Annotated in this window: 13 protein-coding genes and 2 pseudogenes; 10 read left to right on the top strand and 5 right to left on the bottom strand. The window is 62.8% G+C overall.

Annotated features, from left to right (window positions below; all coding sequences use genetic code 11):
• The 6 genes from HWN72_RS29505 to HWN72_RS29480 all read left to right on the top strand — a co-directional run bounded on the left by HWN72_RS29505 (nucleotide 1) and on the right by HWN72_RS29480 (nucleotide 8,017).
• A complete protein-coding gene (locus HWN72_RS29505) occupies nucleotides 1-1,242 on the top strand; it encodes an MFS transporter (protein ID WP_008829161.1) in 1,242 nt (413 codons plus the stop codon).
• Nucleotides 1,239-2,522, top strand: a complete 1,284-nt coding sequence (locus tag HWN72_RS29500; protein WP_069710066.1) for an MFS transporter — start codon at nucleotides 1,239-1,241, stop codon at nucleotides 2,520-2,522. The genes HWN72_RS29505 and HWN72_RS29500 overlap by 4 nt, the downstream gene beginning before the upstream one ends.
• A gap of 110 nt (nucleotides 2,523-2,632) precedes the next feature.
• Nucleotides 2,633-3,850 (top strand): mechanosensitive ion channel family protein, encoded by a 1,218-nt coding sequence (locus HWN72_RS29495; protein WP_008829163.1) that lies wholly within the window; start codon nucleotides 2,633-2,635, stop codon nucleotides 3,848-3,850.
• Nucleotides 3,843-4,673: a hypothetical protein gene (locus HWN72_RS29490; RefSeq protein ID WP_008829164.1), complete on the top strand. Its 831-nt coding sequence runs from the start codon at nucleotides 3,843-3,845 to the stop codon at nucleotides 4,671-4,673. The genes HWN72_RS29495 and HWN72_RS29490 overlap by 8 nt, the downstream gene beginning before the upstream one ends.
• A gap of 48 nt (nucleotides 4,674-4,721) precedes the next feature.
• Nucleotides 4,722-6,299 (top strand): DUF389 domain-containing protein, encoded by a 1,578-nt coding sequence (locus HWN72_RS29485; RefSeq protein ID WP_069710064.1) that lies wholly within the window; start codon nucleotides 4,722-4,724, stop codon nucleotides 6,297-6,299.
• A complete protein-coding gene (locus tag HWN72_RS29480) occupies nucleotides 6,296-8,017 on the top strand; it encodes an SLC13 family permease (protein ID WP_069710063.1) in 1,722 nt (573 codons plus the stop codon). Before HWN72_RS29485 ends, HWN72_RS29480 begins: the two co-directional genes overlap by 4 nt.
• Here the strand turns inward: HWN72_RS29480 and HWN72_RS31950 are convergent.
• From HWN72_RS31950 to HWN72_RS29460, 5 genes and pseudogenes are all read right to left on the bottom strand, one after another.
• Nucleotides 7,992-8,198 (bottom strand): Na+/H+ antiporter NhaA, encoded by a 207-nt coding sequence (locus tag HWN72_RS31950; RefSeq protein ID WP_037519368.1) that lies wholly within the window; start codon nucleotides 8,196-8,198, stop codon nucleotides 7,992-7,994. The genes HWN72_RS29480 and HWN72_RS31950 overlap by 26 nt on opposite strands.
• Nucleotides 8,199-8,262: 64 nt before the next feature.
• Nucleotides 8,263-8,415: pseudogene (locus tag HWN72_RS31945) on the bottom strand (hypothetical protein); the annotation flags it as partial.
• 68 nt (nucleotides 8,416-8,483) lie between these two features.
• A complete protein-coding gene (locus HWN72_RS29470; protein WP_008830159.1) occupies nucleotides 8,484-9,830 on the bottom strand; it encodes a family 1 glycosylhydrolase in 1,347 nt (448 codons plus the stop codon).
• A gap of 70 nt (nucleotides 9,831-9,900) precedes the next feature.
• Complete coding sequence (locus HWN72_RS29465; RefSeq protein WP_231958407.1) at nucleotides 9,901-10,926, bottom strand: nucleoside hydrolase; 1,026 nt, start codon at nucleotides 10,924-10,926, stop codon at nucleotides 9,901-9,903.
• A gap of 384 nt (nucleotides 10,927-11,310) precedes the next feature.
• Nucleotides 11,311-12,947: pseudogene (locus HWN72_RS29460) on the bottom strand (IS66 family transposase).
• Nucleotides 12,948-13,266: 319 nt separating this feature from the next.
• Between HWN72_RS29460 and HWN72_RS29455 the strand changes: the two are divergent.
• From HWN72_RS29455 to HWN72_RS29440, 4 genes are all read left to right on the top strand, one after another.
• On the top strand, nucleotides 13,267-13,449 hold the full coding sequence (locus HWN72_RS29455) for a hypothetical protein (protein ID WP_069710062.1): 183 nt from the start codon (nucleotides 13,267-13,269) through the stop codon (nucleotides 13,447-13,449).
• A gap of 219 nt (nucleotides 13,450-13,668) precedes the next feature.
• Complete coding sequence (locus HWN72_RS29450; RefSeq protein ID WP_008830155.1) at nucleotides 13,669-14,286, top strand: hypothetical protein; 618 nt, start codon at nucleotides 13,669-13,671, stop codon at nucleotides 14,284-14,286.
• A complete protein-coding gene (locus HWN72_RS29445; protein ID WP_008830154.1) occupies nucleotides 14,283-14,666 on the top strand; it encodes a hypothetical protein in 384 nt (127 codons plus the stop codon). The genes HWN72_RS29450 and HWN72_RS29445 overlap by 4 nt, the downstream gene beginning before the upstream one ends.
• A 101-nt stretch (nucleotides 14,667-14,767) precedes the next feature.
• Nucleotides 14,768-15,061: a hypothetical protein gene (locus tag HWN72_RS29440; RefSeq protein ID WP_156800034.1), complete on the top strand. Its 294-nt coding sequence runs from the start codon at nucleotides 14,768-14,770 to the stop codon at nucleotides 15,059-15,061.
• Nucleotides 15,062-15,141 lie beyond the last annotated feature (80 nt).

Genomic DNA, 15,141 nt, shown 5'->3' with positions numbered 1-15,141 from the left:
ATGCTGAACGCCATCCTTCCCGTGCGCAGCCTGCTGCTCGCCATCTTCATGCTGATGGCGGGCGGCGGGTTCATGAATACGCTTGTCAGCGTGCGTCTCGAGCGCGCGGGAAGTGGCACGCTGGCGATCGGTCTTGTCGGCACCGCCTACTTCGCGGGGCTGGTCGCCGGATCGCTGCGCGCACCCGCATTGCTGCGCCGGATCGGCCATATCCGCGCCTTCGCCGCCTTTGTCGCGGTTCTGAGCGCCAGTACGCTGGCCTACGCGATCCACCGCGATGTGCTGTTATGGGGCACGCTGCGCTTTGCCGACGGCCTTTGCCTTGCAGGTATCTACGTCTGTCTCGAAAGCTGGCTGGGCGAGCGGGCCGAAGGGGCAGGGCGCGGAAGCATCCTGGCAGGCTACATGATCGCGCTCTACGGCGGGCAGGCGATCGGCCAGTTCACGCTGAACCTTGGCGGCGGGGGTTCGACGATGCCGCTGCTGGCAGGCTCGATCCTGATCTCGCTTGCCGCGGTGCCGGTGGTCCTGACCCGGATCGCGGCGCCTGCACCGGAAGAGGGCGCGTCGCTGGGTTTCCGCGAACTTTACGCCGTCTCTCCGCTTGGCATTGTCGGCGCGTTTCTGACGGGCGTGATGCTCGGGGCATTCTACGCGATGGGCGCGGTCTATGCGCGGCGATCCGGGCTGGACCTGTCTGCGACGGCCCTGTTCATGAGCGTGGTCATCATGGGCGGCGTCGCGCTGCAGTGGCCTCTGGGTCGCCTGTCGGACCGCATGGACCGGCGCAAGGTGATCGTGATGGGCTTTGCCGGAACGCTCATCGCCAGCCTTGCCATCGCGCTGACGAGCGGCACCGCGCCGCTGATGGCGTTCGGTGCCTTGTTTGGCGGCTTGAGTTTCGCTTTGTACCCTTTGTGTGTCGCTCACACCAATGATCACTTGACCTCGGATCAGCGGATAGCGGCCAGTGGGGGGCTGGTGCTTCTCTACTCGCTCGGCGCCGCGATCGGGCCTTCGATGGCGGCTATCGCGATGACTTTTCTGGGAACTTCGGGACTGTTCCTGTTCGTCGCAGTCTGCGCAGGCACGGCGCTCGTCTTCGGCTTGTGGCGACAGGCCCGTTCCGAGCCGGTGCCGCCCCATCTTCAGGAAACCTACGTCGTTCTGCCGCGAACCACGCCCCTTTCAATCGAAATGTCGGCCACGCCTGACGCCGCCGACGAAAGCACATCTTCATGACCGAACCGACCCCGCCCGCCGTCCTGCACCGCGCAATCGCCGCCTCGGCTATCGGCAACGCCACCGAATGGTTCGACTACGGCATCTACGCATATGGCGTGACGTATATCTCCGCAGCGCTTTTCCCCGGGGACACGGCGGAGGCGACGCTGTTTGCGCTGGCGACGTTCGCGATCTCGTTCCTGATCCGCCCGCTCGGAGGGTTCTTCTGGGGGCCATTGGGCGATCGCCACGGGCGCAAGGCGGTGCTGGGGGTGACGATCGTGATGATGGCGGGCGCGACGGTTTTGGTCGGCCTGATCCCGTCATACGCCGCGATCGGCATGTGGGCACCCGCATTGCTGGTGATCCTGCGCATGGTGCAAGGGTTCTCGACAGGCGGCGAATACGGCGGCGCGGCGATCTTCATGGCCGAATATGCACCCGATGCGAAGCGCGGCTTCTACGGCAGCTTTCTCGAAGTCGGCACGCTGGCGGGCTTCTGTGCGGGCGCAGTGCTCATGCTCGGGTTCTCGCTGCTGCTGGGCGATGCCGCGATGCGCGAGTGGGCATGGCGTCTGCCGTTCCTGCTTGCCGGGCCGCTCGGTCTTGTGGGGGTCTACTTGCGTTCGCGCATGGAAGAGACCCCGCTTTTCCGGGAGGTGGAGCAACAGGAGCATCGCGGCGCCGGATCTCCCTTACGCGACCTGCTGACCCGCCACCGTCGCCCGCTGCTGGCCATGAGCGGCCTTGTCATCGCGCTCAACGTCGTAAACTATACGCTGCTGAGCTACATGCCGACGTACTTCGAGCGGCGCCTCGGCCTCTCTACCGACGCCGCGCTGGCGGTGCCGCTGGCGGGAATGCTGTTCATGATGGTACTCCTGCCTTTCGCGGGGGCACTCTCCGACCGGATCGGCAGGAAGCCCATGTGGATGGCCTCGCTGATCGGGCTCATGCTGGCGGTGGTCCCGCTTTATCATGTGATGGATGCAGGCCCGGTGAGTGCGGTAATCGGCTATGCGCTTCTGGGAATGCTCTATGTCCCGCAACTGGCGACGATCTCGGCAACGTTCCCGGCCTTCTTCCCGACGCCGGTGCGCTTTGCGGGCTTTGCAATCGCCTACAACCTGTCGACTTCGCTGTTCGGCGGGACTGCGCCTGCGGTCAACGCCTGGCTGATAGACCGTACCGGCGATCCGCTGATGCCCGCCTACGTGATGATCGCCGCCTGCGTGGTGGGCCTCGCGGCATTGCGATTCACCGACGAAACCGCCCGACAGCCGCTGCGGGCCGCTTGACAACAACCTTGGGGGACTTTCTCTTGCCGATCGATGCCAGTGCCGCCCTTGCCCGACTTACGGGGGCGTGGGCACAAGAACCATGGGCGCGTACAGTACTGGGGCTTCTTGTGCTTGCGGGTTCAGCGTGGCTCGCCAACTGGATCGCCCGGCGGATCGTGCTGAACGGGATGATGCGGCTGATCCGGCGCACACCGTTCGAAGTCGGCGCGGATCGCATTGGTGCGATCGTCTCGCGCCTTTCGAACATCCTGCCCGCCCTGATTGTACAGGGCGGTATCGGCACTGTGTCGGGGCTGCCGATGGCACTGCCCAGCCTCGTCCACAGTATTTGTGCAGCCATCATCATCGTCAGCCTTGCCCTGGCGCTGACCGGTGTACTGACGCTGGGCAACGAGCAGTACCAGCGTCGTCCGGAAGCAGGTGACCGGCCGATCAAAGGCTATGTCCAGGTGGCAAAGCTGCTCGTCTATGGCGCGACCGCGATCCTGGTGATCGCGGCGCTCATGGATCAGTCCCCCTTGTTGCTGCTTTCCGGCTTGGGCGCCATGGCGGCGGTACTCATGCTGGTATTCAAGGACACGATCCTGTCGCTGGTGGCATCCGTTCAGATCACGTCCAACGACATGATCCGGGTGGGAGATTGGATCGAGATGCCCAAACTCGACGCCAATGGCGACGTCATCGATATCGCGCTTCATACCGTGAAAGTGCAGAACTTCGACAAGACGATAACCACCATACCCACGCACCGCCTGATCACGGACAGCTTCCGCAACTGGCGCGGTATGGCGGAGTCCGGCGGGAGACGGATCATGCGTTCGCTGATGATCGATCAGAACAGTGTGCGCTTCCTTGGCGACCAGGACCTTGCACGATTGTCGCGCTTCGCCGTGCTTCGGGGTTATCTCGATGATCGTCAGCGAGAGGTGTCAGACTGGAACCGTCATCATGCCGCCAGCGAAGTTCTCAATGCTCGCCAGCTCACCAACATCGGGACCTTTCGCGCCTATGTCCTCGCCTATCTGCGCAGCCGTACAGACATGGCCAAGGACAAGACCATGCTGGTCCGGCAACTGGAACCCGGCGAGCATGGCTTGCCCCTGCAGATCTATGCGTTCGCATCCACGACCGTCTGGGCGAGGTACGAGGACATTCAGGCCGACATCTTCGACCATCTCATCGCGATCATGCCGGAATTCGCCCTGCGCCTATTCCAGAGGCCGACAGGTCTGGACCTTGCGGGTCTCGTCACGCATGGCTCGGATGTGCCGGTGATCGGGCGGCATGAGGATGCAGCCCGGAAGAAAGATACAGTCCATGCCTGACTTTTCCATCAAAGCCCTTTGCGCCAGTTCACTTGCGGCTGCTGCGCTCGTTTCGGTCGCGCCCGCACATGCACAGACAGCGCCGCAGCCGGCCGGTCCGAGCTACCCGGACCTGGTGGAACTGTCCAAGCGTGCAGGCATGGTCATCAAAGCGCGGGTCCAGACGATATCGCGCCTCGATCCCGCCCAGGTCCGTAATCCGACCGCGCTGCACGATCGCTTTTACGCGCAAGCGCAGACCGAGGCCCTGATTTACGGACGTCAGGGCATCGGCCCTTCGCTGCGCTACCTTGTCGATCTGCCGAAGGACCGTCCGGAGCTTTCCGGGCGCGAGGTGCTGCTCTTCGCCTGGCGCGTGCCCGACAAGGCCAGTGACATCAAGCTCGTCGATCCAACGGCGCAAATCTTGTGGACGCCGCTCCAGGAAGCACGCTTGCGGTCCATCCTGAGTGAAATGGTGGCGCCCGACGCGCCGTCACCCGTCACACGGGTACGGGAACTGATGTTTGTGCCGGGCAACCTTGCTGGACAGGGGCAAACACAGATCTTCCTCGACACCAAGGGCGGGAGAGGCGCGGCTATCACGGTACGCCATCAGCCGGGCATGGCGCCGAGTTGGGGCGTGTCCTTCTCGCAGGTGGCTGCCGCAACTGAAGCGCCCCCGCGGCAAGACAGCCTGGCATGGTATAGCCTGGCCTGCTTCCTTCCCGCCTATCCGCCCGCAGCCGCGAACGTATCGCGCAGCAGCGCAAAGCAGGAACAGGCGCTGAACGACTATCGCATGGTCGTCTCGTCGCTCGGCACCTGCAACCGCACGCGATGAAGGGGCTTATTCCACCACCAGTTTGAAGGTTATGGGGACGGGGCAGGAATGACGGCATCTCAATCGGCGGCGGCGCCGGGCCACGAGGGCGCCATCCATGAACGGTTGGAGCATGTCGCGCTCTACCGCTGGTGGCGCCGATCGGTCGTGGGGCGTGTCGATCACGAAGCGGTGATGGCGCGCATCGTCGCGGATAGCGGCTGGACTCCTCGCTACGCGTTCATGGTGATGATGTCGGCCGGTATTGCGGTCCTCGGCCTGCTGCTGTCCTCCCCGGCGGTGGTGATCGGCGCGATGCTGATCTCTCCGCTCATGAGTCCGATCCTTGGGCTCGGCTTCAGTCTTGCCCTGTTCGACTTCAGCGAGATGAGACGGGCGCTGACGGCGCTTGCGATCGGTGCCAGCGCGGCGGTGCTGTTCACGGCGCTGATCGTTGCGCTGTCACCCCTCCAGGCACCGACCAGCGAGATCATCGCGCGCACGCGGCCTAATCTGTTCGATCTCGCCGTCGCGCTTTTCGCAGCGCTTGCCGGAACGTTCGCGATCATCCGCGGGCGCGGCGACACAATCGTCGGCGTAGCCATCGCAACGGCGTTGATGCCCCCCTTGGCCGTGGTGGGCTTTGGCCTTGCGACCTGGAACATGCCGGTGCTGGGCGGGGCCTTTGCACTGTTCGTCACTAACTTCGTGACGATCGCGCTTTCGGCGATGATAATGGCCCGGTTCTATGGTTTCGGACACCGCCTCTCCAGTCAGCAGACATGGACGCAGACCTTCGTCCTGTTGTTCGTCTTTGTGGCGATGGCCATTCCGCTTGGCATCTCCCTCAAGCAGATTGCCGGCGAAGCGGTGACGCTGAACCAGACCCGGTCCTTCCTCTCCGAACGCTTCGGTTCCGATGCTCGGGTTACTCAACTCGACATCGACTTCGACGCGCAGCCGGCGGTGGTTCGGGCCGTCGTCATAACGCCGCGCGACAAGATGAAGCGCACCGCAGCTTTGCAGGACGATCTCACCGCAAGACTGGGCCAGCCGATCAAGCTGCGGCTGGATCAGGTTCTGCTCGAGGCGGGGGCCGGTGCGATCGAGGCCCAGCGCGAGGAAATCCGCCAGGCAGGGGATGCCGCTGCCATCGAAACCCATCGCATTGCAAGCCTTTCACAGATGCTCGCCCTGACAGCCGGCATCGCGTCCGATGCCGTGACGATTGACCGCGATCACCATCGTGCGATGGCCAATGCAATGCCGCTTCCCGGAGCCACGCTGGCCACGTACCGCACCCTGGAACGCCGGGCTGCTACCCAGGCGGATGGATGGGACGTGGTGCTCACCCCGCCGCAGATGGCATATCCGTCGATCGGATTCCCCGGTTCACAGGATGCACTCGACCTTCCGGCGCGCGAAGCCGTTTTGGTGAGCGCATGGGCCGCAAAACGCTGGAATGTGCGTGCTCTCGGTGTTCCGGGGCTGCCGAAGGAGGCACCAAAGACCCCCTCTTTGACCCAGCGGCGAGCCATCACCATCGCTGATCTCCTGCGGGAGAACGGTGTCGAAGCCGTGCCTGCTCCGGCCGCTGGAAGCCGCTTTGTCCTGCGAGAAGTCGAAGGAGACGGGGAACAGCCTTGAGCCCGGCCCTTGTCAGCGCCCTGATCCTGCTGGGTGCACTCGTCCTGTTCGTATCCGAGCGTGTCCGGCATGATCTGGTTGCATTTCTTGCGCTCTTCGCCTGCCTGGTGACGGGTCTTGTCGCGCCGGCTGACGCCTTTGCCGGATTTGCCGATCCTGCCGTGATGGCGGTTGCGGCGGTGCTTGTGGTCGGGCGGGCGATCGAGCTCAGCGGCGCTGCGGGTCTCGTTGCCGATCGGATCATCCCAATCAATGCGCCGTTCGCGATACGCTTGGCCGGCCTTCTGGTCGTCGGCGCCATGCTTTCGGCCTTCATGAACAATATCGCCGCTCTGGTCATCACGATGCCGATCGCGGCCGAGATCGCGCGTACGGCCAGGCGATCACCGGCCGCCACCTTGATGCCCCTCGCGTTTGCAACGATTCTGGGCGGGATGACGACGCTGATCGGGACGCCGGCTAACCTCATCCTGTCTTCCGTGCGGGAAGCGAGATTGGGTGCGCCCCTCGGCTTCTTTGCCATGACCCCCGTGGGGGTCGCAGTGACGGTCGTCGGCCTTGCCTACCTGTGTGTGGTGGGGTGGCGCCTGCTGCCGGTGCGGACGCGCAGTTCCAGCAACGGAAAGCCGCCGTGGCGGGTGTACGAGCTGTCGGTGGTGGACGAGCGTCTGGATGCCGAGGAACTGCGTAGCCGCCTCCGGGCTGCCGGAGCGCGGATGCTCGCCACCTTCCGGGACATCGCGCCGATAACCGGCGTCAGTCAATTTCGGGCGCGGGACCGCCTGCTGGTCGTTTCGCGTAAGAACCAGTGGTCTGTAGCAGCGACAGCTGGCCTCGCCAGCGATGTTCCAGCAGACCATGTGCCAGATGCCGTCACCGTCCGCGTCGCGGTGGCGCACGGCTCTCCGCTCATCGGGCTTGGCTACGACGAAGTGCGAACCCGCAGCCGGCAGCAGCTGCAGGTTGTCGCGGTAGGCCCCCGCGTGGCCAGGGAACGGCGGCAATTGGTGGACATGCGCATACGGGCAGGCGACCAGCTCTATATCCGCGGTCCTCAGGCAGAACTTGGTGCGTTCAGCGCCAGTGCCCGTGTCCTTGAGATCGACCGGCACGATCCCGTCCCGACCGCTCACAGCCGCGCGGCCGGAATTCTCGCAATTTTCGCAGCGGCAATCGCCTGCATCGTCGGGCTAGGTCTCTCGCCTGCGCTGGCCTTCACGGGCGCCGCGGTCCTGATCGCGGCGCTGCGGCTGCTGCCATCTGAGGAAATCTACCGCTCCATCGACTGGAGCGTGATTGTCCTGCTTGCAGCCATGATCCCGGTTGGACAGAGCTTTGAGAACAGCGGTGCTGCAGCCATCGCCGCACAGTGGCTGGGCGAGACGTTGACGGGATTGCCGCTGATCGTCGTGCTGGCCGCGCTTTGCTCCGTCACCTTGGTGCTTTCGATCTTCCTCAACAACGTGGCGACGGCGATCATCATGGGCCCGCTCGCGATAGATGCCGCCAATCTTCTCCACGTCAGTCCCGATGCCGCGCTGCTGGCGGTGCTTATCGGCGCATCATCGGACTTTCTGACCCCGATTGGTCATCAGAACAATCTTCTGGTCATGGGGCCGGGCGGCTACCGATTCAGCGATTATGCCCGGATGGGCGCGCCGTTGGTCGTGGCTGTGGTAGCCTGTACGGCGATTACGCTGACGCTGCTGTATGGCTGATCGGGACTTCACGGTGCGCGATGCGCAGCACCAAGAAGCCCAGAATGCCGGAAATCAATGAACCGACGAGAATGCCGACTTTGGCTTCGGACTGAAGGATCGGGTCGCCCGGGAACGCCAGGAGGGCGATGAAAAGGCTCATCGTGAAGCCGAACCCACAGAGCAGGGCTACCCCCAGCATTCTGCATCCGGCTGGCATGCGCCGGAGCATCCGCCAATCTCAGCTTGGTGGCCAACAGCGACAAGCCGAACACGCCGATCGGCTTGCCGAGCACCAGACCTGCTGCGACTTCAAGCGTCACCGGTGCGAGTACTGCATTCGCCGGCAGGCTGAGAGAGTGGGTCGATTGCCGACCTGCCCAAGTGATCGAGTACGCCCGTCTGCGTCGGGCGGACATGGTTGGGAAGGCGAAAACGAGTTTCGCGCCTTCCCTTGCACAAGAGATCGAGCCCGGCTGCTACCACCTCAAATCGGCGATATTGAATTTGATTGAGCGATTGCCTTCAAAACCTGAGCGCTTGGCTTAGGAGACCGTTTGAATGTGACCGGATCGACGCTGGCAAGGCCGAAGGCGCCGTGGCCGATGCCAGCTCCCCATTCGTAATTGTCCATCAGCGTCCAATGGATATAGCCTTGTACCGGGACTCCTTCGGCCATCGCCCCGAGAAGTTCCCGTAGGCCGTCGCGGATAAGGTTGGCGCGGATTGTATCGTCGTCGGTTCCGACACCGTGCTCGGTTACCAAAACCGGCTTGCCGGTCGCCTGGTAGGCGTATCGCGCCGCGCCGGCGAGTGACGGAGCATATACTTCGGCGCCGCGGAAATTGCGCGGCGTGCCCGCAGGCGCAGGGAGGCGGCCATCCTTGCCCCACAGGATGCGTTCGTAGTTCTGGATGGCGACGAAATCGTCATCGCGCGCCACTGCCAGCCAGTCTCCGTAGAGTTCGGCCCGCATCCGGTCTCGGATGGAATTCGGGCCGACGGGCTGGTCGTCGGCGATAGACAGTGTGAAGCCGACGGGAAGGTCGGGGCGCACTGCCTTGATCGCGGCACGCGCACTTTTGTGGCCCTTGATCATCGCGGCGGTCAGGGCGGGGACGTCCTCCGGCAAGACGGTGTTAGCCACGAGATAGCGCGGTACGCCCGCAGCCTTTGCGGCCGCAGCCAGATTGGCGCGCAATCCTCCCATGAACTGAGGGGGCAGAACGAAGGGCAGCAGGCGGGGCAGGTTCGGCTCGTTCAAGGTCGTCGCGATTGCTATTCCGCTTGCGAGATGTTTGGCCGCCCGCTCGCAGAAACGAGTGAACAGGTCGCTCGCATCGGGATGCAACCATCCTCCTTGGGCGGCAAACCAGCGTGGCGTTGTGTAGTGGTTGAAGGAGACCACCGGGGCAATACCACGTTCGCGGCAGCCATCGATGATGGCCTTGTAGTGATCGAGCATGGCGCACGAGAACATTCCCGGTTCCGGCTCGATGCGTGGCCACTCAAGACTGAAGCGGAACCCATTGAGCCCGATGCTTTTCACAAGGTCGAGGTCATCTCGCCATAGCTCGAGGCTGTTGACAGCATCACCCGACGGCGCGCCAGTGATAGTAGGTTGCACATTCTCGAGAAGCCACTGGTCGGAATTCGTGTTGTTACCCTCGATCTGGTGGCCGGCAGTAGCCGCGCCCCACAGGAAGCCGGAAGGGAAGCTGGCCGATCCTAGCGAGGATTGCTTTTGCGCAGGAGCGGCGAGCGCTTTTCCAGCAAGCATGGGCGCTGCGGCAAGCGCGGCAGCGCCGGCGATGATTGAACGTCGGTCGATCATGCGAAGTCCTTGGTGAAGCGGCAGGCGGGTGGGCCCGGCCATGAAATCAGACAGGCACTTGTTCCGGAGCCTATGCTGCCGAAAGAAGCCTGAAACGCGCCAGCATGTCCCTGAATGTCAGTCCTGCATCGACGTAAGTGTAGACCCGCATGGGGCGCCCACCCGCACGCTCCGCATAGCTTCCGTTGTCGAGAAGCCTTGGTGTTGGCAGCAGCTTGTACCGGCTCGATGTAGGATCTGGCTGCATAGGGGGAACCAGCGCGGTCAATGTCACCAGCGGACTGTCGCCCAGGACGTAGGCGTCTGTCATGGCCACCGGGGGTACGCCAGGTATCTTGGCGAACATCTCCGGTATCGCATCGACCCTAGACTTAAGATAGGCGCCGAGCCGGCTCTGTCCACCCAACTCCTCAAGTTCGGCCGTGCTGAACAGCATCTGGCTATAGGCATCGGAGGGCACTTGCCAGATCTCGATATCGGATTCGTTGAACAGCACTTGCGCCGCTACAGGATCGATAGAGAAATTGAATTCCGGTTCGCCCGGCTTGGCTCCGGGATTTCCAAAGCCGGAATGAGTGTTCCCACCGATCCAGACCAATTTTATGCGGCGGCCAATGCGCGGCTCAGACAACCAAGCGAGCGCGAGATCGGTTAGCCCAGCGCCGGCCGCATAGATCAGAGGCTCGTTAGCGTCTTCGCGCATAGCTTCGCGGACGATGGCAGCCGATGCCGTACTGGGTTTCGAGGAGGTGCGTGACTGGATTGGCGTCTCGGATCCGGCTATGATGCTATACTTGCCGGCAAGCTTCATGATTTCGAGAACTTCGCCAACCCGTGCGATTGCATCTTGGGCGTCGTGCCCGCTGCCGAACTTGGCGGGAAGGTGCGATCCCACGATGAGAGAAATCTTGACCGACGAGCACAATGCGTGATGCGCAAGCTGAAACAATCCGTCCGGATCACCAGCGAAGTCGTTGTCGAGGATCACCCGTGCTAACGCTGGCTGCTTGCCAAATGCATGTGCGGGCACCGCGAGTGCGCTAGCGAGCGTCATCGCCAAACCGACGAATTTCCGGCGTTCCATTTTATGGGGCAACAAGCCTCTCCTTTCGTCTCTTTGGGCCGTTGTCCATCATCCAAAGCATCATGTAAAATATGCATTTTTTAGATAAACATAGGTACAGCCTATAGCAGGAATATTGCTTAAGAGGCTGCGAGCGGTGCTCCATCCGGGCTAACCGACAAATGTACAGTCGTGGAGTTTGCCGCAGACAGGTCACAGCGATCTCGCATCGGAAACCCTCAGTCCGAAACGGTAACACGTAACGCTGACCTGGAAACAAATCGGATGGCCGGTTTTTGGATTGGCGGGCAACGCGCTGAACTTCCGCAAAGCGGGCGGTTGCTGCTGATGGATCTTTAGCAAGTTGGACGTTGGGAGTGTCGTAGCCATCCGGTGAAAGCCGCGGCGCAGCTCTGATCAAGTGGTGATGGAGCGGCGTGCGGGCAGCCATTTCCAGGGCAGCAGTTCGTCGAGTTGGCGGGCCGGATGCTCGGCGATGCGGGTGAGCACATCCGCGAGCCAAGCCTGCGGATCAACGTCGTTGAGGTGAGCAGTCTGGATCAGGGTGTAGAGGACCGCCGCGCGCTGGCCGCCGCGATCGGATCCGCAGAACAGCCAGGCCTTGCGGCCTAGTGGCACGCAGCGCACGTTCTGCCGCGTTGTTGGTCATACAGACCTTCCCGTCGGTGAGGAAGTGGGCGAAGGTATCCCAACGTCGCAGCATGTAATTGATGGCTTTGGCGAGATCGTGGTTGCGCGACAGCCTGGTGAGCTGGCTGGTCAGCCAAGCGTGGAGCTCAGCCATTAGGGGCCCGCTCAACTCGCGGCGTACGGCGAGACGCTCGTCGGCGTCCTGGCCATTGATGCCGCGCTCGACATCGAACAGCGCATCGATCCGCTGCACGGCTTCTAGCGCGATCGGGTAGATCATGCCGGCATGATCGCCGCGGCTCTTTTTGCGGGCTGCGCTGGCGACGTCGGCCAGTTCGAAGAACTTGCGTCTCGCGTGAGCAAAGCAGCCGGCCTCATGAACAGGCGCAGGCAAGCGACCGGGGGCATAGCTCGCCGTAACCGCCATAGGCATCGGCCTGCAGGATCCCTGACCAGGATGCGAGATGCGCCCTTGGACGTTCGCCGCGCCTATCGCGCGAATAGTGGAACAGCGCCGCGGGCGGATCGGCGCCGGCGAATGGTCGATCATCCCGCACGTAAACCCGTAGGCTGGCGGTATCGGTCTTCACCTTGGCCATGACCGGCACGGTCGTATCGTCGCCATGCAATCGCTTGGCGGCGAGGACGTGTGCCTCGATGAGGCGGTAGAGCGGCAGCAGCGCGAAGGCGGCGGCACCAACCTGGTCGGCGAGCGTCGAGGTGCTCAGCGGTACGCCCTCGCGGGCGAAACGCTCCGCCTTGCGGTTGAGGGGTTAGTACTGGCCGTACTTCTCGAACAGCAGCATGGCGAGGAAGCTCGGGGCAGCCCAGCCACGCGGCACGACGTGGAAGGGCGTGGGCGGCTGCGTGATCGTCTCGCAGTCCCGGCAGGAGAAGTTCTCGCGCACGGCCTGGACGACATTCCGAGCGCGCGGGATCACTTCAAGCGTCTCGCTGACATCCTCGCCAAGCTTGGACAGCCGGCTCCCGCCGCAAGCCGGGCAAGAGCACGGTGCCGGCACCACAATCCTCTCGCGAAGCAGAAGCTCGGGAAACGGCATTCTGCCCGGCCGCTTACGCTCGAAGGCGGTGACGGTCGCCGTCTTCTCGGCCGCGACTTCGGCAGCAAGACTGTCCTCAGCCGCATCGTCCTCAAGCTCTTCGAGCTGCAGTTCCATCCGTTTTAGCAGGCGGCGGGTGCGCTTAGCGCTCGCGCCGTACTGCTCGCGTCTGAGCTTGGCGATCTGCAGCTTGAGGTGCGCGATCACCGCCCCGGTGGCACTCCCCCGGGCATGGGCATTGGCGAGCTTGGCTTCGGCCTCATTGGCCCGCTGGGTCGCACTCGCCAGCAGCGCCTTGAGCGCTTCGATATCGTCAGGAAGGGGCGAAACGGCGGCTTCCATGACCGCGATGGAATCACAGAAACTCGTTCGAATGAAGCGCAAAATGCTCCGCTGGAGAAGAAAACGGCGCCCCTATCCAGCGTTCTGCAGACGCCAGGAATACTGCGGGTTCCACCAGTCGATCCCGTCGAGCAGGCAAGCGAGGTGCGAGGCTGTCAGCGACACCAACGCTGTTCTGTCGTTCGGTGCCCCCGTCGGTTAAAACGTACCCCTCACCAGCGCAAACGCGCGGGGGAGCGGGGGAATTTTAGAAGGCGGGAGGAGCGAGAGACGATGCACTGCATCTCGTCATCGGCAGGCAGGACGCAGTTCCCGCTACTTGAACGTCATGGCAGGCACGGACACCGCCTTAGCTCTCGCCAAGGATGCAATCTCCTTTTCGCTAACCGAGCCCTTCGTGCCGCAGCTGGGGCAGGCAAAGAAGCTCACACCGCCAGCGCAAAGCATGTCCTCAATGTTGAACGTGTTTCCGCAAGAGCATTCGGCGGAAACACGCATTTGATGATGGTTCATCTGTCGGCACCCCTCCAGAGAATCGGAACCCTGTATTCACCCCGCCCAAATCGGGTGATTTTTATCCACAAAGATGGCGGCGCCGCGCAAGCGTTTGTCCGTTCTGTTGCACTCTTGGTGCGACAAACGGAGCGTCGGGGTGTTGTAGAATAGCGGCCTATGCCAGCTCGTCGGCGACTGGAACGGCACCACCCCCATCGGGGGAATTATGGTCGAACGGAAGTGGGACGGGTGGCGCGCGCTCCGCTTCCGCGGCCTCGACGGCAAGCCGCGCCTGTGGTCTCGCAATGGCCAGCCGCTCAACGGCGCCGATCAGGTCGTGCACCAGCTTGGCTTGATGCAGCGCGTCGCGGGCGTGCCGCTCTTCCTCCACGGCGAAATCGTGGTCGACGCGACGCTGTACGCAACGAAACGCTGGTTCGAGAGCGGACGGCGCAGGGGAGGGGATAAAGGCCGCCTCCACCTCTTCGACGTGCTGACGGAGGAGGAATGGCGCGCGGGCGACTGCAATCGGCCGCTGCATGAGCGAAAGGCCTGGCTGCAGGAGCTGGCGGCCGCGGTGCGCGACGATCCGGCGCTCTCCTGGGATTGGCGGCCGGGAAGCCGGGGCGGAGACGACCCCACCGCCGTTCAGGTGGTCGCGGATGAATGGGCCTTCACCGAATCGGACGTGCACGACATGGTGCAGCGCGTGTGGGCTGTCGGGGGAGAAGGGCTGATGCTCAATGATCCCGAGAGGCCCTGCCGGCGCAAACGCGGGCCTGCATGGGTCAAGGTGAAGCTGGACAACTGGTCTAAGTGGGAATCGCCCAGGAGGGCGGCATGATGTTCCTGATCGCCTCAAACGAGGCCGCAGAAATTAAACCCTACCGAGGGAAACCCAGGAACGTAACGACCGTGGAAATGCAGCCGACCAAGATCACCCAGCGCCGCGGGCGGACAGTCAAGTTCACTGGCACAGTCATCGCAAAGGGCGAGTTTCCGACGCGGCAGGGATTCGAAATACGGATGGAGGTCCACCAGACCGAGGGCGGCGCTTACGTCGCGGTGACGACGACCGACGCAGAGACGCGCGCTGTTGTCATCGAGCCCGCCGATCCGAAGGACATGCAGTGCGCGGTCATGGAAGCGTTCGACTGGCATGATCGAGCCAAGACGATGCCGCGAGATCAGCTCAAGTGGAAGTTTGTAAGGACGGTAGACTGAAGCGAAAGGGATAAACTCGATGGTTATGGTGCCTGCAGATACGCTTCTCACATTCAAGCAGCCGGAGGTTCTGCCTGGTAAATTAGCAATCGGGAATACGCTTGGCCCAGCGTTGTTTTTTTGAAGACGGCGGTCGTCGATTTATTTCGCTCACACCGGCCGACGAAGGTGGCTTTTGGGAACGGCCGGCTGTCCAGAACAATTTCGAGCATCTTGCAGTCGTGCAATTTCGGCTGATGGTGGATTGGGATAGTGTGGTTTGTTCATCGCACGTGGATTGCCCGGTCGGCATGGTCGTGAAGATTGGCCAGCATTTCGGCTTTCTCGCACGTACAACTGTTGCGCAACTCTATGTGGGGATTGAAGGGACGCCAATTGCCCCGCCGCAGTGGTAGAAGTTTGTGGCTTTCTCCAATTGGCGCATCGACATTCCCACGATCGGAGAAGAATTCATCACACTGTGCGAGTCCGATGC

Origin of the sequence: Novosphingobium sp. HR1a, from assembly GCF_015594425.1 — a bacterium.
GTDB lineage: Bacteria > Pseudomonadota > Alphaproteobacteria > Sphingomonadales > Sphingomonadaceae > Novosphingobium > Novosphingobium resinovorum_A.
The sequence above is the reverse complement of the archived record's forward strand: the minus strand, read 5'-3'. Positions and strand labels throughout refer to the sequence as shown.

What these genes read in the sequence shown, in the direction of transcription:
- HWN72_RS29505 (WP_008829161.1), top strand. Translation starts at nt 1, where the DNA reads ATGCTGAACGCCATCCTTCCCGTGCGCAGCCTGCTGCTCGCCATCTTC.
- HWN72_RS29445 (WP_008830154.1), top strand. Translation starts at nt 14,283, where the DNA reads ATGATGTTCCTGATCGCCTCAAACGAGGCCGCAGAAATTAAACCCTAC.
- HWN72_RS29450 (WP_008830155.1), top strand. Translation starts at nt 13,669, where the DNA reads ATGGTCGAACGGAAGTGGGACGGGTGGCGCGCGCTCCGCTTCCGCGGC.
- HWN72_RS29485 (WP_069710064.1), top strand. Translation starts at nt 4,722, where the DNA reads ATGACGGCATCTCAATCGGCGGCGGCGCCGGGCCACGAGGGCGCCATC.
- HWN72_RS29470 (WP_008830159.1), bottom strand. Translation starts at nt 9,830, where the DNA reads ATGATCGACCGACGTTCAATCATCGCCGGCGCTGCCGCGCTTGCCGCA.
- HWN72_RS29500 (WP_069710066.1), top strand. Translation starts at nt 1,239, where the DNA reads ATGACCGAACCGACCCCGCCCGCCGTCCTGCACCGCGCAATCGCCGCC.
- HWN72_RS29490 (WP_008829164.1), top strand. Translation starts at nt 3,843, where the DNA reads ATGCCTGACTTTTCCATCAAAGCCCTTTGCGCCAGTTCACTTGCGGCT.
- HWN72_RS31950 (WP_037519368.1), bottom strand. Translation starts at nt 8,198, where the DNA reads ATGCTGGGGGTAGCCCTGCTCTGTGGGTTCGGCTTCACGATGAGCCTT.